Annotated in this window: 22 protein-coding genes; 7 read left to right on the top strand and 15 right to left on the bottom strand. The window is 56.6% G+C overall.

Annotated features, from left to right (window positions below; genetic code table 11):
- Positions 1 to 211 precede the first annotated feature (211 nt).
- On the top strand, positions 212 to 1,567 hold the full coding sequence (locus C4S72_RS15350; RefSeq protein ID WP_235009162.1) for an NfeD family protein: 1,356 nt from the start codon (positions 212 to 214) through the stop codon (positions 1,565 to 1,567).
- 1 nt (position 1,568) lies between these two features.
- Positions 1,569 to 2,354, top strand: coding sequence for a slipin family protein (locus C4S72_RS15345; protein ID WP_104004042.1), 786 nt, complete (start codon positions 1,569 to 1,571; stop codon positions 2,352 to 2,354).
- Positions 2,355 to 2,356: 2 nt separating this feature from the next.
- Here C4S72_RS15345 and C4S72_RS15340 read toward each other — a convergent pair whose 3' ends face one another.
- From C4S72_RS15340 to C4S72_RS15305, 8 genes are all read right to left on the bottom strand, one after another.
- Positions 2,357 to 2,782, bottom strand: a complete 426-nt coding sequence (locus tag C4S72_RS15340) for a GlcG/HbpS family heme-binding protein (RefSeq protein WP_104004041.1) — start codon at positions 2,780 to 2,782, stop codon at positions 2,357 to 2,359.
- A 51-nt stretch (positions 2,783 to 2,833) separates the two neighbouring features.
- On the bottom strand, positions 2,834 to 3,595 hold the full coding sequence (locus C4S72_RS15335; protein WP_104004040.1) for an ABC transporter permease: 762 nt from the start codon (positions 3,593 to 3,595) through the stop codon (positions 2,834 to 2,836).
- Between the two features lie 13 nt (positions 3,596 to 3,608).
- Positions 3,609 to 4,538, bottom strand: a complete 930-nt coding sequence (locus C4S72_RS15330; protein WP_104004039.1) for an ABC transporter ATP-binding protein — start codon at positions 4,536 to 4,538, stop codon at positions 3,609 to 3,611.
- Between the two features lie 60 nt (positions 4,539 to 4,598).
- Entirely contained in the window at positions 4,599 to 5,291 is a 693-nt protein-coding gene (locus C4S72_RS15325; protein WP_104004038.1) for an aspartate/glutamate racemase family protein, read from the bottom strand.
- A 40-nt stretch (positions 5,292 to 5,331) separates the two neighbouring features.
- The gene (locus C4S72_RS15320; RefSeq protein ID WP_104004037.1) at positions 5,332 to 6,174 is read right to left on the bottom strand and encodes an ABC transporter permease; all 843 of its coding nucleotides are present in this window, start codon (positions 6,172 to 6,174) and stop codon (positions 5,332 to 5,334) included.
- Between the two features lie 2 nt (positions 6,175 to 6,176).
- The gene (locus C4S72_RS15315; protein WP_104004036.1) at positions 6,177 to 7,031 is read right to left on the bottom strand and encodes an ABC transporter permease; all 855 of its coding nucleotides are present in this window, start codon (positions 7,029 to 7,031) and stop codon (positions 6,177 to 6,179) included.
- Positions 7,032 to 7,149: 118 nt separating this feature from the next.
- Positions 7,150 to 8,490, bottom strand: a complete 1,341-nt coding sequence (locus tag C4S72_RS15310) for an ABC transporter substrate-binding protein (protein WP_104004035.1) — start codon at positions 8,488 to 8,490, stop codon at positions 7,150 to 7,152.
- A gap of 43 nt (positions 8,491 to 8,533) precedes the next feature.
- On the bottom strand, positions 8,534 to 9,625 hold the full coding sequence (locus C4S72_RS15305) for an ABC transporter ATP-binding protein (protein WP_104004034.1): 1,092 nt from the start codon (positions 9,623 to 9,625) through the stop codon (positions 8,534 to 8,536).
- A gap of 308 nt (positions 9,626 to 9,933) precedes the next feature.
- Here C4S72_RS15305 and C4S72_RS15300 point away from each other — a divergent pair, with 308 nt between their 5' ends.
- A complete protein-coding gene (locus C4S72_RS15300) occupies positions 9,934 to 10,617 on the top strand; it encodes a GntR family transcriptional regulator (RefSeq protein WP_104004033.1) in 684 nt (227 codons plus the stop codon).
- Here C4S72_RS15300 and C4S72_RS15295 read toward each other — a convergent pair.
- Positions 10,614 to 11,018 carry a NifB/NifX family molybdenum-iron cluster-binding protein gene (locus C4S72_RS15295; protein ID WP_104004032.1) on the bottom strand — a complete coding sequence of 135 codons (405 nt, stop codon included), beginning with the start codon at positions 11,016 to 11,018 and terminating at the stop codon, positions 10,614 to 10,616. The genes C4S72_RS15300 and C4S72_RS15295 overlap by 4 nt on opposite strands.
- Before the next feature lie 203 nt (positions 11,019 to 11,221).
- On the opposite strand from C4S72_RS15295, the gene C4S72_RS15290 reads away from it, so the two are divergent.
- Positions 11,222 to 13,789: an EAL domain-containing protein gene (locus C4S72_RS15290; protein WP_104004031.1), complete on the top strand. Its 2,568-nt coding sequence runs from the start codon at positions 11,222 to 11,224 to the stop codon at positions 13,787 to 13,789.
- A gap of 112 nt (positions 13,790 to 13,901) precedes the next feature.
- Positions 13,902 to 15,182, top strand: a complete 1,281-nt coding sequence (locus tag C4S72_RS15285) for a GGDEF domain-containing protein (protein ID WP_104004030.1) — start codon at positions 13,902 to 13,904, stop codon at positions 15,180 to 15,182.
- 183 nt (positions 15,183 to 15,365) lie between these two features.
- On the opposite strand, the gene C4S72_RS15280 is transcribed toward C4S72_RS15285, so the two are convergent.
- Genes C4S72_RS15280 through C4S72_RS15270 form a run of 3 tightly spaced genes read right to left on the bottom strand, consistent with a single transcriptional unit; the run spans position 15,366 to position 17,674 of the window.
- Entirely contained in the window at positions 15,366 to 16,028 is a 663-nt protein-coding gene (locus tag C4S72_RS15280; RefSeq protein ID WP_104004029.1) for an anthranilate synthase component II, read from the bottom strand.
- Complete coding sequence (locus C4S72_RS15275; protein ID WP_104004028.1) at positions 16,025 to 17,413, bottom strand: anthranilate synthase component I family protein; 1,389 nt, start codon at positions 17,411 to 17,413, stop codon at positions 16,025 to 16,027. Before C4S72_RS15275 ends, C4S72_RS15280 begins: the two co-directional genes overlap by 4 nt.
- A gap of 18 nt (positions 17,414 to 17,431) precedes the next feature.
- The gene (locus tag C4S72_RS15270; RefSeq protein ID WP_104004027.1) at positions 17,432 to 17,674 is read right to left on the bottom strand and encodes a Trp family transcriptional regulator; all 243 of its coding nucleotides are present in this window, start codon (positions 17,672 to 17,674) and stop codon (positions 17,432 to 17,434) included.
- A 379-nt stretch (positions 17,675 to 18,053) separates the two neighbouring features.
- Between C4S72_RS15270 and C4S72_RS15265 the strand changes: the two genes are divergently transcribed.
- Positions 18,054 to 19,550, top strand: coding sequence for an HD domain-containing phosphohydrolase (locus C4S72_RS15265; RefSeq protein ID WP_160115529.1), 1,497 nt, complete (start codon positions 18,054 to 18,056; stop codon positions 19,548 to 19,550).
- A gap of 113 nt (positions 19,551 to 19,663) precedes the next feature.
- Here C4S72_RS15265 and C4S72_RS15260 read toward each other — a convergent pair whose 3' ends face one another.
- From C4S72_RS15260 to C4S72_RS15250, 3 genes are all read right to left on the bottom strand, one after another.
- Complete coding sequence (locus C4S72_RS15260) at positions 19,664 to 21,283, bottom strand: PAS domain-containing sensor histidine kinase (protein WP_104004025.1); 1,620 nt, start codon at positions 21,281 to 21,283, stop codon at positions 19,664 to 19,666.
- A 164-nt stretch (positions 21,284 to 21,447) separates the two neighbouring features.
- Positions 21,448 to 21,771: an AzlD domain-containing protein gene (locus tag C4S72_RS15255; RefSeq protein WP_104004024.1), complete on the bottom strand. Its 324-nt coding sequence runs from the start codon at positions 21,769 to 21,771 to the stop codon at positions 21,448 to 21,450.
- On the bottom strand, positions 21,764 to 22,495 hold the full coding sequence (locus C4S72_RS15250) for an AzlC family ABC transporter permease (protein ID WP_104004023.1): 732 nt from the start codon (positions 22,493 to 22,495) through the stop codon (positions 21,764 to 21,766). Before C4S72_RS15250 ends, C4S72_RS15255 begins: the two co-directional genes overlap by 8 nt.
- Before the next feature lie 256 nt (positions 22,496 to 22,751).
- Between C4S72_RS15250 and C4S72_RS15245 the strand changes: the two genes are divergently transcribed.
- Complete coding sequence (locus C4S72_RS15245) at positions 22,752 to 23,189, top strand: PACE efflux transporter (RefSeq protein WP_104004391.1); 438 nt, start codon at positions 22,752 to 22,754, stop codon at positions 23,187 to 23,189.
- The last annotated feature ends 46 nt before the right edge of the window (positions 23,190 to 23,235 follow it).

Below are 23,235 nucleotides of genomic sequence, written 5' to 3'. Positions count from 1 at the left end.
ATAACAGCCAAGGGAAGCTCGGAACAAGCCTAAGTCCGCCTGAGACGCTCTAAAATTAATCATAGTTGCCCTGTTGAGTTGCGAAGCGGGGCGGTCGAAAGTTTTTCATCGCCCATCTCCATCAAAGCCTTAGATGGGCAATCCGGATGGGGCATCTATACTCAGATATATATCTGAGGTCAGAGCGATGAATATCTGTTGGCTCCGATCGATGCTATTCCTGATCGGAGTTCTACTTGCAGTCCCCCCAGCGCTGGCTGAGGCTGAGCAGGCGCCCCAAGGGGCCGTCTGGCAGTTGACGCTGTATGGCGTGGTGGGACCGGCCACCGCGGACTACCTGGTGAGGGGGCTGAAAGATGCCGCTGAAGAGCAGGCGGGGGCGGTATTGATCCGCATCGATACTCCCGGCGGGCTGGACAGCTCCATGCGGCAGATGATCTCGGCGGTGCTGGCATCGCCGATACCGGTCATCTGTTATGTCTCTCCCGGTGGCGCCCGTGCTGCCAGTGCCGGGACCTTCCTTCTCTACTCCTGCCATGTGGCGGCGATGGCGCCGGCCACCAACCTCGGTGCCGCCACCCCTGTATCTATCGGTACTCCAATGACGCCTGACACTGGTGGCGGGCAACCTGGGGACGGCGAAGGCGATCCGGCAACGCCGCACTCTGGTCGAGGAACGGGCAGCGCCATGGAGCGCAAGGTCACCAACGATGCGGTGGCCTATATCCGGGGGCTGGCCGAGCTGCGTGGACGCAATGCCGACTGGGCCGAGAAAGCGGTGCGAGAGGGCGCGAGTCTCACCGCCAGCAAAGCGCTGGAATTGGGCGTGATCGATCTGATGGCCGCTGATCGCAGCGAACTGCTTGAGGTGATTGCCGGGCGTTCCGTGGAGATCAATGGCCGCCAGGTCGCGCTCGATTTTAGTGATTCGGCCATTTTTGTTGCTGATCCCGACTGGCGCAGCGAATTTCTTGCCGTGATCACCAACCCCAACGTGGCTTACATGTTAATGCTGATCGGCCTTTACGGCTTGATCTTTGAGTTCACCAACCCGGGCTTTGGTTTGCCCGGTGTGCTGGGCGCGATCTGCCTGTTGGTGGCGCTTTATGCGTTTCAGGTACTGCCGGTCAGCTACGCGGGGCTGGGTTTGATTCTACTGGGGCTGGGGCTGATTGCCGCCGAGGCGATGATGCCCAGCTTTGGCGTATTGGGCGTGGGCGGCCTGGTCGCCTTTGTCATTGGCTCGATCATCCTGATGGATACCGATATCCCGGCGTTTCAGATCGCTCTGCCGGTGGTGGCCGCATTGGCGCTAACCACCGGTGTGCTGCTGTTTGCCCTGCTCGGTATGGCGCTGCGGGCACACTATCGGCCGGCGCGGATGGGGCCCGTGGCAATGATCGATCGCGAGGCGGAGATTGAGCAGGTCTATGGGGACCAGGCGCTGGCGCGGTTTGAGGGTGAGCTCTGGGAAGTGCGTTGTGTCGAACAGCTCAAGGCCGGTGATCGGGTACGCATCCATGAAATCGACGGATTAACGCTTGTGGTCGACAAGCTGGAGGCTTGAAATGATCGGATTTCCCTATTTCGCGACGACCATCGTGGTGCTGGTGGTTCTTCTGCTGCTTTCGATGTTTCGCATCCTGCGCGAATACGAGCGTGGCGTGATCTTTCTGCTGGGGCGCTTTTACCGGGTCAAGGGACCGGGCCTGATCATCGTCGTACCGGTGATCCAGCAGATGGTGCGTGTGGACCTGCGTACCCTGGTGATGGATGTGCCGACCCAGGATGTGATCTCCATGGATAACGTGTCGGTGAAGGTGAACGCGGTGATCTATTTCCGCGTGGTGGATCCGGAAAAGGCGATCATCCATGTGGAGAACTATCTCGAAGCCACCAGTCAGCTGTCGCAGACCACGTTGAGGTCGGTGCTGGGGCAGCATGAACTGGACGATATGCTTTCAGGCCGCGACCGGCTTAATGCCGATATCCAGAAAATACTCGATAAGCAGACCGACGCCTGGGGCATCAAGGTCGCCAATGTGGAGATTAAGCATGTGGATCTGGACGAGAGCATGGTGCGCGCCATCGCCAAGCAGGCGGAGGCGGAGCGTGCCCGTCGCGCCAAGGTGATTCATGCCAGTGGTGAGCTGGAAGCTTCGGAAAAATTGCTGGGGGCAGCCCAGCGACTGGCCGAAGAACCGCAGGCGATCCAGCTGCGTTACATGCAGACCTTGACGGAGATCGCCAGCGGACAGAACAGCCACACCATCGTGTTTCCGTTACCGATCGACATGATTACCAGCTGGACCGATGCGGTCAGGGTAAAGACTAAACCGACGGAGCCGGACTAGAATCAGGCCCTCGCCAGGGCTTCGATAGCGGTGCGGGCGCAGAGAACATCCTCGCTTTCCGCGCCGCCGGAGACGCCCACCGCACCGACTACAGATCCATCGACAATGACCGGCTCGCCACCGCCGAACAGCGCTACGTCTGGATGCTGCGCAAGGCCAGTCAGGGTTACCGGCTTGGCTTCCAGGCGCTCTTTCCACTCTTCGGTCGAGCGGCCAAAAGAGAGCGCCGTGTAGGCCTTTTTGCGCGCATATTCTGCAGAAGGCAGGGGAGCGCCCGGCATGCGCAGGGTGACCAGCGGATGGCCGGAGGTATCCACCACTGCGATGCACATATTGCGACCCAGCTGTTCCGCCTTTTCGATGGCGCTGTTGGCGAGCAGCTGGGCAGCCGCCAGACTCAGGTTGAGTCGAGATTCTGTTTTTTGCACAGCTACCTCCCGGCTAGCTCAGGTTCATTGCCGCCTGTCGTAAAGTGAGTGTCAGTGACGGATACGGTAGCCGGTACGGAAGATCCACCAGACCGCTGTGAGGCAGAGCAGCAGGAACAGGAAGGTCATGCCGAGGCTCACCGCCACGTTCACATCGGAGATGCCGTAGAACGCCCAGCGGAAGCCGCTGATCAGGTACACCACCGGGTTGAACAGGGTCAGTGTCTGCCAGGGCTCCGGTAGCATGTTGATGGAGTAGAACGCGCCGCCAAGGAAGGTCAGCGGGGTGATCACCATCAACGGAATCACCTGCAGTTTCTGGAAGTCATCCGCCCAGATACCGATGATGAAACCGAACATGCTGAAGGTCAGCGCCGTCAGTATCAGAAAGCCCAGCATCCACACCGGATGATCGATCTGGTAATCCACAAATACCCGCGCCGTGGCCAGAATCAGTGCCCCGATAATCAGCGACTTGGTCGCTGCCGCGCCCACATAACCAGCGACAATCTCGAACGGTGACACCGGCGCCGAGAGTACCTCGTAGATAGTGCCCGAGAACTTGGGAAAGAAGATCCCGAACGAGGCGTTGGAGATGCTCTCGCTGAGCAGCGACAGCATTAGCAGACCCGGGATGATAAAGGCGCCGTAGCTGACGCCATCGATATTACCCATGCGGGAACCGATGGCGGTGCCGAAGACGATAAAGTAGAGCGAGGTGGAGAGCACCGGCGACAGGATGCTCTGCATCAGGGTGCGCCGGGTACGCGACATTTCAAACTTGTAGATGGCCAGTACGCCGTTGAGGTTCATCTTTAATCCTTCCTTATACATCTTTGCCGTGAACCAGGCTGACAAATATCTCTTCCAGCGAGCTCTGCTTGGACTGCAGGTCTTTCAGGTCGATGCCGAGCTGGCTCAGGCTGCGCATCAACTGGGCGATGCCGGTGGTGTCCTGATGGGCATCGAAGGTATAGGTGAGCTGGGTGCCATCTTCGCTCAGCGTCAGGTTGTACTGCGCCAGCTCAGCGGGCAGGGACTCCAGCGGTGACTGCAGGTAGAGGTTCAGCTGCTTCTGTCCCAGCTTCTGCATCAGCTCGGTTTTCTGCTCCACCAGCATCAGCTCGCCGCGGTTGATCACGCCGATGCGATCGGCCATCTCTTCTGCTTCCTCGATGTAGTGGGTAGTCAGAATGATGGTGACGCCGTTTTCGCGCAGTTCGCGCACGATCTCCCACATATCGCGGCGCAGCTCCACATCCACGCCCGCGGTAGGTTCATCGAGGAACAGGATGCTGGGCTCATGGGACAGCGCCTTGGCGATCATCACGCGGCGCTTCATACCGCCGGAAAGCTCCAGCATCTTGGCGTTGCGTTTCTCCCAGAGCGAGAGCTGGCGCAGGATCTTCTCGAGGTATTCCGGATTGGCCGGCTTGCCGAACAAGCCGCGGCTGAAGGCGACCGTATGCCAGACCGTCTCGAACGAATCGGTGGTGAGTTCCTGGGGTACCAGGCCGATCTGGCTGCGTGCCTGACGATAGTCGCGGGCGATGTCGAAACCATCGGCAATCACCTTGCCGGAGGTGGCGTTAACGATGCCGCAGATAATGCTGATAAGGGTGGTTTTACCCGCCCCGTTGGGGCCGAGCAGCGCAAAAATTTCTCCGCGCTGAATCTCCAGATCGATGGATTTCAGCGCGGTAAAACCGGATGCATAGCTTTTGCCGACGCCCTGGATGGAAATGATCGATTGCACGGGCTCTCCTTGTGGCAGATCAGAGGAGCCCGAATTGTAGCGCGATCTGGTTACCGGTGCTTAGCCCGCGTAGGCGTAACTGCAGCGCTTGCTGGTATACAATCCGGCGCGCACCAGCGATTCCAGCATCAGCGTGCCGATCCGCACGCCATCGATAACCGGGATTCCCAGTGCCTGCTGCAGCATCGGCTGCTGGGTAGTCAGGCCCGCGCAGCCGAGCACCAGTACTTCTGAGCCGTCCTGGTTGATCACCGTTTCAGCGCGGCGGATCAGTTTGTCGAGCAGCTTGGGATCGTCGCTGTGTTCCAGGTCCAGCACCGGCATCTGCAGCGCGTGAACGCCCAGGCAGTGATCGGCAAAGCCGTAGCTGCGGGCGTTGGCCTCAAGAATCCGCACCGACTTCTGCTGTGCTGTGAGGATGGTGAAGCCGCAGCCGAGCAGGCTGGCGGCGTGCATGGCGGCCTCGCCGATGCCCATTACCGGGCCATTGGCGCGCTCGCGGGCGCCTTGCAGCGCGGTGTCGTCGGCGCAGGCGATCAGGTAGGCATCACAGCCGAGTGCTTCGCCTTCGGCAACGCGCTGCACCACCCCGGCCGCAGCGATAGCACCGTCGTAAAAGCCTTCAATGCTCGCAACGCCTGCGCCGGCGCAGACGGCATCGATCTCGGTCAGATCGGTGACCGAGCGACAGCTCTCGGCGATCATCTCGGTCATCGTCTGGCTGTCATTGGGGTTAATTACACGCAGCTTCATGGTTTTCGACTCATCTTTATAGTTACCGGCTCTTCGCGCATCAGGCGCTGGTGGGCGCCTTGCGTGCCCGGCTTTTACGAACCGCCCAGATCGCAATCAGGGCAGCGGATATCAGGGTGAAGGAGAACAGGGTGGTCATCGTGCCCAGGGCGTAGAGCACCGGCGTGGTCACGTTGGTGGTCATACCGTAGATCTCCAGCGGCAGGGTGTTGAAGGTGCCAGCGGTCATCAGGGTGCGGGCAAACTCATCGTAGGAGAGGGTGAAGCCGAACAGGCAGACACCGATCAGGCTCGGGAGAATCAGCGGGAAAACGACCAGACGGAAGGTCTGCCAGGAGGTAGCGCCCATATCGATGGCGGCCGCTTCATAGCTTTTGTTGAAGCGATTAAATACCGCAAACATGATCAGCAGGCCGAACGGCAGGGTCCAGGTCAGATGCGCGCCGAAGGCGGAACTGTACCAGCCCGGTGAAAGGCCGATACGGTCGAACATGATGCCGATACCCAGGCTGATCAGGATCGATGGCAGGATCAGGCTCACCAGCGTCAGGTAGAACAGAACGTTGCCGCCCATAAAACTGCGTCGGTAAGCCAGGCCCGCCAGCAGCGAGAACACGGCGGTGCAGAGCATTACGGCGATACCGAGCAGGATTGAGCGGGTCAGCGAGCCGCCGAAGTCGCCCACCTGTTGCTCTTCAAACAGCTGGCGGAACCAGTGCAGCGACATACCGTTCATCGGGAAGGTGAGGCCGCCATCGGGCCCCTGGAACGAGAGGATCGCGATGGTCGCCGTGGGGCCGTACAGAAAGATGATAAACAGCACGAATATGATGGTCAGGGGGATGAATCCCGCCTTGCGTTTGGCCTTGTCGGGGGCTGCCATGATTACAGCTCCTTCTTGATGTTGATGAAACGGAACATGATGCTGAGCATGATCAGTACGGTGATCAGCAGCACCACCGCGCCCGCTGCGGCGGCCGGGTATTGCAGCAGCGAGATCTCGTTGCGGATCAGCACACCGACGGAGGCGCTCAGGCCGCCGCTCATCAGGCTGACGGTGATGAAATCGCCCATCACCAGGGTGACCACAAAGATGGAGCCGATAGCGATACCCGATTTACACAGCGGCACCACCACCTGAAAGATGGTCTGGAAGGCGCTGGCGCCGGCATCGATGGAGGCCTCGATCAGGTTGCGGTCGATACGCATCATCGAGTTGAAGATCGGTACCACCATGAACAGGGTGTAAAGGTGGACGAACGCCAGGATCACGGCGAAGTCGCTGTAGAGCAGCCATTCGATCGGCGCGTCGATCAGGTTGATCTCCTGAAGGGTTGAGTTGACCAGTCCGTTGCGCCCGAGCAGCGGAATCCAGGAGATCATGCGAATAATGTTGGAGGTCAAAAAGGGCACGGTGCAGAGCACAAACAGTACGCTCTGCAGCAGCGGACTTCTGATATAGAAGGCCAAGTAATAGGCGACGGTAAAGCCCAGTGTCAGGGTGATCAGCCAGGAGGTGATCGCGAAGAAGAACGTCTTCAGGTAGGCGCTCAGCGTGACGCTCGAGGTAAGCAGGAACTCGTAGTTTTCAAAGATGAAGTCGGGTAGCAGCTGATAGGCGTTGTAGTCCCAGAAGCTGACGATCACTATCGTCACCACGGGGAACAGCAGAAACAGCAGAATCACCAGCGCCAAAGGTGTGACCTGCAGGTAGCTGGGGTTGGCGGTCAGAAAACGCATCTAACTTTCTCTCCGAAAAAAGGGTTCTCCGAAATACGGGCTCTCTGAAATACAGGCTCACTGAAACAGGAGGCGGAACAGTGGGGGCGATGACTCGCCCCCGTTGATCATGGCGCTATCAGGACGCGATAAACTCGTTCCACTTGCGAACCATGTACTTGTTCTCGTCCATGACGGAGTTCCAGCAGGCAACCGCGCCCATACGATCCCAGTAAGAGCCGCCATCACGCACGGCACCGGCGGTTTCCATCACCTTGCCATCGGGACTTAGGATATCGCCCTGGGCCGGTTTGCCTTCGATCCAGTAGCCCCACTCGTCGGCGCTCATGTGCTCCTTGGAGGTGGACGGCGCGGCGGAGTAGTACCCCTGGCGATTCAGGTAGGCGCCAACCCAGCCGGACAGGTACCAGTCGATATATTCATAGGCTGCATCCAACTCCAGACCAGAGAGGTGTTTGGCCAGGCCGATACCGCCGCCCCAGGCGCGGTAGCCTTCTTCCAGCGGCTGGTATTTGCACTCGATACCCTTGGCGCGAACGGCAGCCACGGCCGGTGACCACATGGACTGGATCACTACCTCGCCGGAAGACATCAGGTTCACCGACTCATCGAAGCTCTTCCAGAAGGCGCGGAACTGACCTTCGGACTTGGCGGCCTTGAGGATCTCGATAGTGGCGTCGATCTCTTCGCGGGTCATGTTGCCCTTGTTGGCGTACTGAATTTCTCCCATGGATTCGCAGATCATCGCCGCATCCATGATGCCGATGGAGGGGATGTTCAGGATCGAGGTCTTGCCCTTGAACGCCGGGTCCATGATGTCGCGCCAGTTGGTGATCGGGCGGCCCACCAGGTCCGGGCGGATGCCCAGGGTGTCGGCGTTGTAGATGGTCGGAATCAGCGTCATCCAGTTGGTCGGCTCGGAAGCGAACTGGACCGACTCCTTGCCCTCAACAAAGCCCACGGTGTGCGGTGCGGTGCCCTGGGCGATCTCGGAATCATCGTTCAGCTTGCCGGTGATAAACAGCTGGGAGATCTTGTCGAAGTTCTTCAGGCGCGAGGTGTCCATCGGCTGCATGGTGCCGGCCGGGAAGGTCTTTTTGCAGATCCAGTACTCGATATCAGCGATATCGAAGGAGCGCGGCTGGGTGACCACGCGCTGGGCCACGGCGTCTGAGTCCAGTGCGGTCAGCTCCAGGTTGATACCCAGGTCCTCTTTCGCCTTCTGCGAGATGGCGTTGAGGTTGGATACGCCGGTGCCGAACTGGCGCAGGGTGATGTCCTTGATGTTCTGCGCCCAGATCATCGGGAAGCCGGTGATGGCTCCAGAGCCCAGGGCAGCGCCGCCCGCGACGCCGGCGGCCTTGATGAATCCGCGACGGCTCAGGCCGCTGCGCTCTTCCTTCGGTTCAGTACTGGCGCTCAGAGTATCCTTAAGGTCTTTCTTGTCATCGAAGCTCATTATCGATCTCCAGTTTGATTTCTCAGATGCAAAGGTTTGCGATTCAAAGGCCGGAAAAGGCGTCGCCGCCGGGCCGCAGGGGGTTAAGATCGGTGTGGCGCCAGCCCACAAAGGCGCGGTCGCCGGCATGCAGAGGCGAGGCGAGATAGTCCGCATCGCTCTGAAATACGGAAAGCCCGAGGCCGTCGCTGAACTGGCCTCGCAGGTGTACATAACTGCCCTGGTACTCCACAGACTCCACTTGCAGCGGGTCGGGCTGGGCGATATCGAACGGTTCGCGGCTGATCTGAATACGGTCACAGCGCAGGGATACGCTGGCGCTGTTATCGGCTCCGGTCTCAAGGCTGCGATCCAGCGCGATGATGCGCCGTTCGCCTACGCTGAGGCCCGAATCGGTCAGGGTGCCCTGGATGATGTTGTGGCCGCCGATAAAACTGGCGACAAAGCCGGTGCGTGGGCGGCTGAAAATGCCGATCGGCTCGTCCACCTGCTCGATATAGCCGTTATTCATCACCACCACCTGGTCGGCCAGGGCGAACGCCTCTTCCTGAGAGTGGGTGACGTGGATAAAGGTGATGCCCAGCTGCTGTTGAATGTTCTTCAGCTCTGCCCGCATGCGGGTGCGCAGGAAGGGATCGAGCGCAGACAGCGGCTCGTCCAGCAGAATCACTTCCGGCTGGTTGATCAGCGCGCGGGCCAGGGCGACGCGCTGCTGCTGGCCGCCGGAAAGCTGTTCCGGGAAGGCTTCCCTGAACGTCTCCATGTTCACCAGCTTGAGCATCTCCAGTGCCCGCGCGTGGCGCTCCTGTTTGCTGACGCCGGCGATTTTCAGACTGAACGCCACGTTATCCAGGCTGTTCAGGTGCGGGAACAGGGCGTAGTTCTGAAACATCAGCGCGGTGCCACGCTTGCGTGGCGGCAGCAGGGTGACGTTACGGTTGTTCATGAGGATGTCGCCTTCGCTGACACTCTCATGACCCGCAATCATCCGCAGGGTGGTGGATTTCCCGCAGCCACTCGGGCCAAGCAGACAGCAGTAGGAGCCGCCCTCAATGTGAAGATCGATATTCCTTACCGCGGTGCTTTCGCCGTAACGTTTTACGACGCCAACCAGTTCGACAGAGCCTTTCTTCATAACTGTTAGCAATCCAAAATTGTTAGCAATTTATTCCTATTGGATTGCGAGGGCTGTGCCACATTAGAGATCTATTGGATAAGCCGTTATTTTTGATCGATAAAAAATATTGAGAGCTGCGTTTATTGTCTGATCGGTCAAAATATCTCAAGCGATATTAATCACTTAGATACCGCCTTCGTGCACCGTAAATGGCCTTTGTGCAACGATCTGGTGCATTTTTGCGTAATACGCTGTTTCTGGGCCGGGTTGTTGGTTTCGATAAATTGGCGATAGAATTGCTAACAATGTTTTTAGCAGGAGAGATTATGGGGACCCGGGCCCAGGTTGAAATCAAGCGGATTGTGGAGCGCCTCGCGGATGCCATATCCGAGCATCGTTTACCGCCCGGCGCGCGGCTGACCGAAGCCAAACTGGTGGAGGTGCTGGGCGCCAACCGTAACCATGTCCGCGCCGCGTTGCAGAAACTGGCCTCGGAATACAAGGTGGTCACCATCGTGCCGAACCGTGGCGCCTGCGTCGCCCAGCCGACGATCAAGGAAGCCAAGGATGTGTTTGCCGCCCGCGGTATTATCGAGCGCTCAATCGTCGAACTCGCGATTGCGAACCTGACGGCGAAGAATCGTAACCGTCTGCTGAAACAGCTGGAAAAAGAGGATGGCGCCATCAGGCGCGGTGAGCGCCAGGAGATGATCCGTGAGTCGGGGAATTTTCACCGGGTGCTGGCGCAGGTGGCTGGTAATGAAGTGCTGGATGAACTGCTGGCGGGGCTGATTACCCGCACCTCACTGATCATCGCGCTGTACCAGGAAACGCCCAATGTGCAGTGTTCCATTGAGGAGCATCAGGCGTTGGTCGATGCCATTCTCGCCGGCGACAGGGAGCAGGCCCAGCATCTTATGGATGAGCATATGGCCACGATTCAGCGTTACCTGCTGCTGGATGAGCGCCCCGGTGAGGTGGACCTTCGGGCCGCTCTCGAGGAGCCCTAAGCCATTCTTTCTGCGCGCTGCTGAGGATTGAGGCAGTGCTGTTCTTCATGGGGAACGCCCGGCGCCAGAGTGCCATCGAGATAATCGGTCAGCGCCATCAGCGGCGCGATCTCCGCGGCGGTAATCAGCTCGGTGCCTCGCTCTGCCAGACGGCGGATGACGCCGTCCCCCGCAGATCCAGCGATGGCCACATCCACCGCGTGCAGAGGATGCCGCTCGGGGCTGTCGCTGACATGCCATTCATGCAGGCAGCCCGACTCGGTCAGGCGAATCTCCCAGGCCAGCTCGGGGTGAGAGTCGCCCTCGGTTATCTTATAGACATGCCAGAGCAGCGCCCGGCCGGCGTGAGGGGCGACCTGTCCGCTGTCGTCTGTTGCTATAGCCACGAGCTTCGATTCCATCTGTTCCCTCCTGATCGCTACTACCCAGTGGGCGCTCTTAAGTAAGCGCTCTCAAGTAGATGCCAAGTAAACGTCCAGTCTAGCGAAGCTGAAGAAAACGGCGTTGATGCCGGGCAAACTTGGTGGGCGCAAAGTCTGCAGTTGCGCACACAAGTGTTATCCTAATATTCAGCAGTAGGATACGGATGCCCTAAGGAATCAATATGCGCCTGACGTCAAGGCTCACTCATACCACCATTGCGTTGGCGTTTACCGGGTTGTTCGGGGCGTCCTGGCCTGCGTTCGCGCAGCAGGTAGTGCGCGTGGGCGTTTATGACAACCCCCCTAAAATCCGCATGGAGTCAGGGGCTGTCAGCGGCATCTTCGGCGACTTGCTGAGTGAAATCGCGGCAGAGGAGGACTGGCAGTTAGAGGCTGTTCCCTGTAGCTGGGACGATTGCCTGAAGCTTCTTCGCAATGGTGATATCGATCTGCTGCCCGATGTCGCCAAGACCCCCGAGCGTCTTAATCTCTTCTCCTTCCATCAGGAGCCAGCCCTGCTGGCCTGGTCACAGGTCTATACCCGTGCTGGCACCGACGTGCACTCGCCGATGGACCTGGAAGGCCAACGGGTCGCTGTTTTGGTGGACTCCGTACAGGAAGCCTACCTCATTCAGGTGACCTCGGGCTTCGAGGTCGATACACGTTTTATCGAAGTGGACAGCCTTGAAGCCGCATTTGATGCGGTACGCGAGGGCAGCGCCGATGTGGCAGTGGCTAATCAGCTGTTCGGTGATTTCAACGCGGCCAGGTTTGGCCTTGAGCCGGCGGCGATGGTGTTTCAGCCGGTCGATCTTTACTATGCCGCCCCGCTGAACAGCGGCAAGGAGCTTGGGGCACGCATCGATCACTGGCTCAGAGAGTGGAAAGCCGAGCCTGATTCGCCTTATTACGAGGCGTTAAGCCGTTGGTCGGGCGAGCATAAAGCCGCAATCCCGGCCTTTCTGTTATGGATATTGGCGGGGTTGGCTGGGGCGCTGTTGCTGGCGATCGGCTTTGTGGCCCTGCTGCGCCGCCAGGTGGCGGAGAAAACCGACAGCCTGAAAACGAGTGAAAATTACCTCAGCGTGCTGTTGAGCAACGTGGATTCCCTGATTTACGTGAAGGGCACAGATTTTCGTTACAACTACGTCAATCAACGGATGATCGAATTTCTGGGCCGGTCCGAAGCCGAGATTATCGGTAAACGCGATGAGGATCTGTTTAGCGATGAGACCGTGATCGGCTTGCGGGAGACGGATCAGCGGGTAATCAAAACCGGTGAGCGGATCATGGAAGAGGAGGTCGGTACCCGCAGGGATTCGGATGATCATCGCACCTTCCTCACCGTGAAACAGCCTCTGCGCGACGAAGATGGCGCCATTACCGGTCTGGTGGGGGTTTCCACCGATATTACCGAGCAGTTGAAAAGCGAGCAGCGCATTCACCGCCTGGCGTTTTACGACTCTCTGACAGGCCTGCCCAATCAGCGTCTGCTGCTCGAGCGCCTGGAGGAAGCGGCGGAAAAGGCTGAGCAGGGCGACCATCATGGCGCAGTGCTGTTTATCGACCTGGATAACTTCCGTGACCTGAACGATATTCTCGGGCACAAGGCGGGTGATCGCCTGCTGGTGCAGGTATCTGACCGTATGCAGCTCAGGGTGCGGGAGGAAGACACACTGGCGCGCTTCGGCGGCGATGAGTTTGTCCTGGTGGTTGAGGGGCTAGACGCGGAGAGAGGCACTGCAGAGGCCCAGGTAGAACATCTGGCGGGTGATCTGCGTAAGCTGATCAAGGTGCCGTTCGATTACGACGATCATAGTTTTGAGCCTACCGCGAGTATCGGCGCCACGCTGTTTCAGGGAGCCGATCAGCCGGCAGGTGACCTGATCAAGTGGGCGGAGCTCGCGATGTACCAGGCCAAACTGGATGGTCGCAATAAAACCTGCTTTTACGACCCGGCTATGCAGGAAGAGCTGCACTCCCGCGCCAAGCTTGAAGCCGGTATCAGGTTGGGGTTGGAGCAGAACGAGTTTGAACTGCACTATCAGCCCCAGTTCGATGCAGAGCACCGGCTGATAGGTCTTGAAGCTCTGGTGCGTTGGGAAACGAGCGCCGGAGAGCGGATCTCGCCGGGGCTGTTTATCCCGGTTGCTGAAAGCACCGGGCTGATTCGCCCCCTTGGTCGCTGGATTCTCCAGCAGGCCTGTGAGCAGTTGGTGCACTGGTCCAGCCATACGCAGCTCGCCGGTATCCGGGTATCGGTGAATATCAGCGCTCATCAGCTGCATGAAACCGGCTTTGTGGCGGAAGTAATCGATGTGCTGGAACAGACCGGCGCCAATCCCCGGCTGCTGGAACTGGAACTGACCGAATCCCTGCTGGTCCGAAACGTGGAGCAGACCATCGAGAAAATGGCGCAGCTGTGTAAAAAAGGTGTGCGCTTCTCGCTGGATGACTTTGGCACGGGTTACTCGTCGCTGACCTATCTTAAACGTCTACCGCTGAACCAGCTGAAAATCGACCAGGGGTTTGTGCAGGATCTGCTCACGGACTCCAACGACGCAGCGATCGTCAGGACGGTCGTTGCGCTGGGGGAAAGTCTGGACTTGGCGGTGATAGCAGAAGGGGTGGAGACTTCGGAGCAGCGCGAAGCTCTGCTTGGCTATGGCTGTCAGCAGTTCCAGGGCTACCTGCTTGGACGTCCGATGGCGCCGGCCGACCTGGAACAGTGGCTAAATACTTTGTCATAAATTAGAGACTTTAATGATCTGCGATATGGAACGGGTCGTATACGGCAGTGGCCGAGCGGCCGCCGTGCTAGGATTTAATCTGAATTACCCCTGATCAAAAGGGTGTGGGTTTATGGACAAAAATGAGCAAGGATTGCCGTCAGAATTTTTCTATCAGATGTATCGCCATATCAGCGATGCGGTCTATCTGATCGACCCCGAAACCTCCAATATCATCGATGCCAATGCGGCTGGTTGCGCTGCTCTGGGGATGAGCAGGCAGGAAGTGGTCAGCGAAAGCGCGATGACGCTGAACAAGGATGTACTGGGCCTTGAGCAGTGGAACGAAATCTCCGCCGAGATTCAGCGCAAAGGCTCTTTTCTTTTTATGGGACGTCATCGGCGCAAGGATGGCAGCGACTACCCGGTCGAAATCCTCACAGATTGCATCGAGTATGAGGGCCGGAGTGTTTTCGTATCGGTGGCCAGGGATCTGTCTGGTTTCGAGCGGCACCGTGACTATCTGCTGGAAAATGAGCATCTGCGTACCCTGTTCCTGAATGAATCCAGCGATGGGCTCTGGGACTGGAATCTGGAGGACAGCTCCCTCTTTTTGAGCCCGCAGTGGTTTCGGATCATGGGGTATGGCCCTCATGAGATCGAGAACCCGACGGTCGAAACCTGGAGCAATGCAATACACCCGGATGATGTAAAGCGGGTGATGGATGCCATGGAAAGTCACCTCAGTGGCGAGAGTGCCCGATACGAGGTGAAATACCGGCTGCGTAACCGCAACGGTAACTTTATCTGGGTACATGACCGCGGTCTGATCGCCAAACGTGACGAAAATGGTGAGCCTATGCGGGTTGTCGGCCTGGTCATCGATATCACCGAATCCCAGCGTCATGCTGAAGAACTGCTGCACCGTGCTCGGGTTGATGAACTGACAGGCCTTTGCAATCGCCGCGCGGGTTATGAGCTGTTCGAGCATCATTTAATGAAAAGCCAGCAGACCGGCGAACCGCTGCAGGTAGCGATGTTTGACCTGGACAGGTTCAAATTGCTGAACGATACCTACGGTCATCTGGATGGTGACAAAGCGATCCAGCATTTCGCGGGCACGCTCAAAAGCCATCTGCGATCCACCGATAACCTGTTTCGCTGGGGCGGAGAGGAGTTTCTGCTGCTATGTCCGGGAATCAGTGTCGAGGAGGGTACGGCGCTGATTACACGTCTGGTTGCCGAGGTGGCTGCAAGGCCTTTCGTATCCAGTGGTGGCGAGATCCTCAGTGTGACCTGTAGCGCCGGCTTGGCCAGTTACCCGCAGGACGGACTCTCCATCCGTGAGCTGGTAAGCAAGGCGGATCAGGGCATGTACCGCGCGAAGAAAGCGGGACGCAATCAGGTAGCTTAGGCGAAGCCATTTGAGCGAAACGATTTTGGCGAAAGCGATTCGGGTGAAGGGGATTCGGGGGAAGGGGAGCAGTGACGCCTCAATGAGGTTGTCAGGCCGGCTACGAACGCCCCCATGCGAGTTGAATCGGCATGGGGGGCGTATCTTCTTTAACCCGGCTGCGCAGCAGTCGCGGGTTTGTGTTTACTGCTGGAACAGGAAGTTGGAGATCAGTTCTTTTCCACCTTCTGTGGCGAACGATTCCGGGTGGAACTGAATCCCCTGGATCGGATGCTCGCGATGGCGTACGCCCATAATCTCGAACGCACCGCCTTGATGGATCCGCTCCAGATCGGAGAATTCCGGCTCCGTCAGATCGCCCACCACGGCGGTTACTTCCAGACACTCCGGCAGGGATTCCGATTCCGCGATGAGCGAGTGATAGCGCATGACCTCCAGTTGGTCCGGGGTGTTGGCAAACACGCCCTGGCCGTTATGGCTGATCGGGCTGATCTTGCCGTGCATCGGCAGCGGTGCCTTTACCACCTTGCCACCAAATACATGCACTATGCCCTGCATTCCCAGGCAGACACCCAGCAGCGGAACCTGCGGGCCCAGCTCGCGGATCACATCGGCACAGACACCGAAGTACTCGGGATCATCGGGTGAACCCGGTCCCGGCGATATGATCAGCCGGTCAGGCCGCGCGGCCTTGATCTGCTCCAGGCTGACCTGGTCGTTACGCTTTACGACGATATCAAAGTCGTCGATTTCGCCGGTCAGTTTGGCGCTGGAGAGGATCTCGCCGATAAACTGGTACAGATTGTAGGTGAAGGAGTCGTAGTTATCGATGATGTAGACCTTCATTCCGCGGCCTCCTTCATAAAGGTATCCAGTACTTTTTTGGTGCCGGCGAACTTGCGGTTGATCTCTTCATATTCATCGGCCGGGTTGGAGTCGTAGACGTTGCCGCCACAGGTTTGCACGTAGGCTTCCTCACCGTTGGCAAATACCGTACGGATCGGAATCGCGAAGGTGCAATCACCGTTGAAGGAGAAGTGGCCCACCGCACCGCCGTAGGGGCCGCGGCCGTCCGATTCCAGGTCGTCGATGATCTTCATCGCCTCGATCTTGGGCGCGCCGGTGAGTGTGCCGGCGGGGAAGTTGCTCGCCAGTGCCGAGAACATATCCTCGGTTTCGGCGATGATGCCGACAATCTCGCTGGAAATATGCTGCACGTGGCTGAACCGCTTGATATCCATCAGGCTGCGCACCTTGACGGTCCCGAAGCGGGCCACGCGGCCGATATCGTTACGGTGCAGGTCGACGATCATATTGTGCTCGGCGATCTCTTTCGGATCGTTCAGCAGGGCGCGGGCGTACTGGGTGTCTTCCACCTCATCCTTGCCACGCTTGGTGGTGCCGGCCAGCGGGAAGGTTTCCATCTCGCCCTGGCGCAGACGGAACAGCAGCTCAGGGCTGGCACCGATCAGTTTCTGATCGCCAAACTTGACGTAGTACATCTGCGGTGAAGGGTTCACCTCGCGCAGCTGCTCATAGATGGCGATGGTGTCGCCCTCCAGTTTGAAGCGCTTCTTGAAGCCCACCTCACACTGGAAGATCTTGCCGTCGATGATGTCCTGCTTCACCTTCATTACGGCGTTGGCGTGTTCCTCCTGGCTCATGGTTTCGCCCATGGGGGTGATCACCAGGTCGCCGTTCGGCACCGCAGGCTCCGCCAGGATCGACTCGATTAACTCCATACGGCTGTCGGTGTAGTAGAAGTAGATAACCTCGCCGGTCATCTTGTCGAAAATCAGACCATCCTTGAACACGCCAAAGCGGAACACATCGAACATCTCGCTGTGCTGCAGTTTCAGCGTCGGCTCGAAGTAGTTCATGCAGTCGTAGCCGATATAGCCGGTCAGACCACCGGCGTACTTACGCGAGATGATGTTCTGCGGGACGATTTCGCGCAGCAGGTAGTAGGGGTTCTCGCTGGGCCAGGTCTCGGTGCTGCCATCGCGCTGCTGGATATGCAGGGCGCCTTCGGTGGCATAAAGCACCTGTTCCGGATCGAAGCCGATAATGGAGTAGCGAGAGATAAAACTCTCCTCGCCCAGCGATTCGAGCATAAAGCAGTTGTCGAAGCGCTTTTCGATCTTTTTGAACAGGCCGAAGAAGTCTGTGTCCGCGGTCAGCGTGACATAGTGAGGTTTGCGCGGCAGTTCGATTCTGGCGGGCTTATTCATAACACTGGACAGTTCCGTTCAGGAGGTTTCCGACTTTCGGGCGCGTGACCCGCGGGTCACGGTAGCGATACCAACCCCCAACCGGCGAGCGATCTCGCGCTGGGGCACACCCTCATCGAGCAGGCGCAGAATCTGCAGCCGCTTGCACACCTCGGTCAACTCCGAAGGGGTCAGCAACGCTTCCAGTGCCTGCTCCAGGCTGACCCGATCCCGCTGTTCCAGCAGGTGATCGAGCAATTCATTTATATAGGGTGTATTCATGTACTAGTACGCTATCACAAGTTGGGCTGGAGTCAATGGGGCTGTCGGTGTTTCAAGGATGATTTCAGCCTGTTTTGTGATGTTTAGGTGTAGCGCTGGTCGGCAGCGTGCATATGAATATCTTGAGTTGCTCCGGACTTTTAAATACTTAAATATTTAAGCGGGCGTATTCAGAACAGTAGCGTCAGAAAATTCAAGGAGAGGATCTGTTCCATCAACCGGTTTCTTTAGGGAAAGTGGACGCTGAATCGGGCGCAATCTATCTTTTAGCCAGGTGTCATGTGTAGTCATCGACGTTCAGGTCCACTCTATGCCAAATCCGCTATTTTCAAATAAATCAGTGAATCGCGCTCCGGGCTCTCAGGCTGCTCGAGCGCATATGGACTATCCACTCCTGCCATGGAAAGTTGCGCTTATTGATGACGAGGATGACGTTATCTCCATCTCTGAGATGGTGCTCAAGCGGGTGCTGGTTGATAGTCGCCCGCTGATGTTTTTGAAGGCCAACTCAGCAGAAGAGGCAAAGGTGCTGTTTGAGCAGCATGCCGATATCGCCTTGGCGCTGGTTGATGTGGTGATGGAAGATGACCATGCCGGCCTCGATTTAGTTAAGTGGATTCGGGAAAGTAAAAAGAACACCACCACGCGTCTGGTGTTGCGTACAGGGCAACCCGGTGAAGCGCCTGAAGAGGACGTGATCCGCGACTATGACATCAACGATTACAAAAATAAGACCGAACTGAACTCCACCCGCCTGAAAACCACCATCTACGCCGCGATTCGTTCCTACCGAGATATTATTGAAGTAAAACAAGGCCATAAAGGTCTTGAGGATGTCGTCAGTGCGACAACGCGGGTGCTGCAGGCCAGCAACAGCGAAGCCTTTTGTGTGCAGGTACTGAAAGAGCTCAAAGCCCTGCTTGGACAGGCGCCGATCTCGTTTTATCTGCACTACCAGCTGGTGAATGCCTTGGGTAACAGAGAGCAGATCCTGCTCTCTTACGATGGCGATCGATACGATATCGATACCGGTCTTGAGCGTGAGATTTTTCCCGGGGAGATACGGGAAAAGGTCAATCAAGCGTTAACCACCAAGCGAAATGTGATTGCCGACGGGCTTTTCTGTAAGTTTACCCAGCTTTCCGAGAGCAGCGAGACGGTCGTATCTGTCACGCTGACTGCGCCGGTATCAGAGCTGACTCAACGGCTCTTGAACGTGATGCTGACGAAAATTTCCATCATCTTTGAGAATCTGACCAGCCGCGAGGATATCGAGCGTACCCAGCAGGAGTTAATGTGTATTTTGGGCGAGGCGATCGAAAAACGCAGTAAAGAGACAGGTTCTCATGTGCGTCGCGTATCGCTGATCTGTGAGTTTCTGGGACAACGTTCCGGGCTTGATGAACACTTTGTCCAGCTCATCAAGTATGCCACTCCGATGCATGATATTGGCAAGATCGCGATTCCAGAAAGCATTTTGCACAAGCCCGGCAAGCTGGATGAGCAGGAGTGGGAAGTAATGAAAACCCATGCTCAGGTTGGCTTTGATTTACTCTACAACTCTAAACGGGCATTGCCCCAGGTGGGTGCCCGTATTGCACTTTATCACCATGAGAAATGGGATGGTTCGGGGTATCCAGCCGGTTTGAAAGGGGAGGATATCCCCATTGAAGGTCGTATTATGGCGATCGCCGATGTGATCGATGCATTGGCGGCACGGCGTTCCTATAAAGAACCCTGGCCGGCTGAACGTATTCTGGCGTTGCTCAAAGAGGAGAGGGGTCGACATTTCGACCCGCAATTGTGCGATTTAGCTATCGAACACTTTGACAGCATTATGGCGTTAAGAGCGATTTATCCGGACGATGAAGAGTAAACTAGGCGCTAACGCCTTATAAGTACTAACGCCTTATAAAGGCTATAGCCTTTTAAGTACCCGCATCGGATACAGAAGCTGGATATTTAATACTGAGGATGTAAGTATTAGCCTTACATCCTCTTTTTCACTTCAAACACGATCGTAAATTCAACTCCTGAATTTTCTTCGCTACGGCACTTGATGCTGCCTCCCAAGGCATTGTTGACGATGTTATATGTCACATTAAGGCCTAGGCCCGTGCCGCCATTAGCGCGATTGGTGGTGAAAAATGGGTCGAATATCTTAGGCAGGTTTTCTTTGCTGATTCCCTTGCCGTCATCTTTATAGATGAGGACAAAGTGCTTTTTATCGCGCTCGCGCAGAGCTATGTCGATATTGCCAGCCAGTCTGTCTCTAAAACCGTGTGTGATTGAGTTGACGACGAGGTTGGTAACGACCTGAGAAAGGAGACCCGGATTAGTGACAACGTTATAGCTGTCACTGCAGTCTATGCTGATATTCGCTTTAGCCTTACGAGTCACCGAGCTCAGACTGAAAATGATTTCCTGAATATAGTCTCTCAGGTTGATCGCTCTGTCTTCTTCACTGGTTTGGTCAACGGCGATCTGTTTGAAGCTTCTGACAAGGTGTGCGGTTCGTTCCAGGTTTTTATTAACCATATTGGAGAGGTCGCTGGCGCTGCTGAGGAACTGCTCAAACATCTCCTCGTCAAGCTGCCCCTGCTGATAACGTTTTCGGATAGCCTGGGTTTCTTCAATAAACTGAGTGATACCCATCAGCCCCACGCCCACTGGTGTATTGATTTCATGTGCGATACCGGCAACCAGCGAGCCCAGGCTGGCCATTTTTTCTGACTCAACCAGTTTATCCTGCGTCTGTTTTAAGTTAGCGATGGAATGTTGAAGATTTCTGTTGGATTGGTCCAACTCGGCATTACGCTCATAAAGCTGGAACTCGAGCTGCTTTTTCTCTGAAATATCGCGGATGATCGCATAGATAGAATCGACACCATTTAAAACGACCCTGGTGATGATAACTTCCGTCCAGAACATCGCGTCATAGGCTTTCTGGTGCAGCCACTCGAACCTGACGCTCCCCTTATCCATGCAGTCCTGGATAATGTCTCGTGCCGCAATTTTTGACTCTCGACCATCGGGTTGAAGCTCAGGTGAGAGGTTTTTCGGATGAAGGCCAATAACATCTTCTTTTTTCTTAAAGCCGAACATGTTCAAGAAGGCTTTATTGCAATCAAGATACTGCTGACCGTCGAAGATAGCCAAGGCATCCATCGACTCTTTAAACAGGGTTTCGAAGATCTCCTTCTGCTCTGCCAGTTTTAATTCGAGGTCTTTTTTCTCGCTGATATCCCGCCAATTAGACTGAACGACCAGGTCACCATCCAGAACCATTTTTGTGATGATGACCTCACACCAAAATGGTGTCCCATCGGATCTTATATGAATCCATTCAAAGCGAACGCTGCCCTCTTCATAGCAGCGGTTGATAAGCTCCATCGCTTTTTCGGCAGAAGGGCGACCGTCAAATTGATACTCGGGGGAGAAGTCGATAGGGGTCCGACCGATAAATTGCTCTTTCTCATCCAGGCTGACCAGATCCAGCATAGATTGGTTGCAATCTACAAAGACACCGTTTTTGAATATCGCCAGGCCATCTTTGGAATGTCTAAAAACGGTTTCAAATGCTGTTTCTTGCTCAGTGCCTTGTGTCATTTTTAAACAAGATCCATAGCTGATCAGTGACAGAAAGTATCCCAATCAAGCTAGCAAATAACCGAGAGAATGCCACTCGAGACGAGCGCTGCTCGCCGCACCGCGCTGCTTTCGGTAATGCCTTGTAAAGCCGGGTTACAAGCGGCTGAGGTCGGTTTATCCTGCTAAAAAATTGCCTGCAGCAACCACAGAGAGCACATCCCCGCGACGAGAGTCAGCAGGGTGTTGCGGCTTTTCCAGGCAACCAGTGCGGCGATAATCGCCGCAGGTATCTGCAGATTATCGAAGGCAAAGCTCTTATCGGGCCCGGTCAGGGTGACAGCAGGTACGACCAGTGCGGCCAGCACGCTGGCAGGAACATACGCCAGGGCCCGTTTGAGCATGGGCGGGATATGCAAACGACCATGCAGGCCGATAAAGCTAAAACGCAGAGCAAAGGTGCCGATGCCGACCGCTGCGAACAGACTCCAGAGCGCGAGATCACTCATGGTTACCTCCGTTTTGAGACTTGGCTAGCTGATGGCGCTGCCAGCTTTCTACCACTAAACCAGCACTGATTCCGGAGACGGCAGCCAGCAACATCCCCAGGTTATAGGGGGCATCGATGCCGAGGACGGCTACCAGCCCGCCAATAGCCGCAGCGGCCAGGTTGGGCGAGGTTTTGATCGCCGGAACCAGGATGGCCAGAAAGGCGAGTGGGATGGCAAAGTCCAGAGACCAGCTTTCCGGAATGCCGGTACCCAGCATGGCGCCCAGCAATACCGAGACATTCCAGGACAGCCACATGGTAAGAGCAGAACCTGCAAAGAAGTAAGGCAGATGGCTGGTGGAGGGTGTCGAGGTGAACTTGACGATGCTGAGAGCATAGGCCTGATCCGAAAGCATGTAAGAGAGCGGCCACTTAAGAGGTTTCGGCAGGGAGTGGATGTGTGGCGCGATAGACGCGCTGTACATCATGAAGCGCAGGTTAATCACCAGCACGGTAAGCAGAATGATCAGCGGGAGCACACCGTCGCGCAGAAGTTGCAGCGCGACCAGCTGAGCCGAACCTGCGAAGAAAAGCAGGGTCATGCCCATGGTTTCGAGAGTTGAAAAGCCCTGCTTTGATGCCGTAATACCGGTCACCAGGCCAAAAGGAAGTACGCCCGGTACCAGTGGCAGCAGCGCCTTAGCGCCGGCCAGGAAGGCTTCCTTGTCCTTGGGATGTTTCATGTTGATTTCTCGTACATCTGCTGCGAGTCGCTCAGCGGTGGTGAGGTAAAAAGCGAGAGTCTAGCCTATTTTCTGGTAGGCGCGTGATCGACTTTCTTTTGCCATTGATCGCTAATATCGACCAGATCCTTTTTTGTCCGCTGCCGAGTGCCGGCTTGAACTATCCCTGCACTCGTGTGATGATCCTCCCCGGAGGACGACCTCCCCAAACGGTTAAATGGCCGGGACGACCCGGCGCTTTGTAGAGGTTGTCGTCATGCGCTCCCCGCTTGATCGTCTTCGTCACGCCATCAGTTTTGAACTCATCGCTTTACTGCTTATCGTCCCGTTAGGGGCGCAGGTGTTCCAGATGCCGATGCATGATATCGGTGTGGTTGGTGTCGTTAGCGCCACACTGGCAACGGGCTGGAACTTTGCCTACAACTACTTTTTCGATATCGGCCTGAAACGCTATACCGGTACCACGCAGAAGTCTGCGCGTATGCGGATCGCCCATGCGGTGCTGTTTGAGCTTGGCCTGCTGTTGGTGTTGATGCCGTTTATCGCCTGGTACCTGGGTGTTTCTCTGTGGACCGCGTTTGTGATGGACCTGTCGTTTGCACTGTTCTACATGGCCTACGCGTTCGGCTTTAACTGGGCTTATGACAAGCTGTTCCCGCTGCCGGAATGGAAGGCTGAGCCCTCCACAAACTGATTAAAAGACAGGGTGGATTTGATCTGCCCAGCAACGAAAAAGAGCG

The organism is Marinobacterium lutimaris (assembly GCF_900108065.1).
GTDB lineage: Bacteria > Pseudomonadota > Gammaproteobacteria > Pseudomonadales > Balneatricaceae > Marinobacterium_D > Marinobacterium_D lutimaris.
Note: the sequence above shows the minus strand (reverse complement) of the source record. Positions and strands in the feature narration are given on the sequence as shown.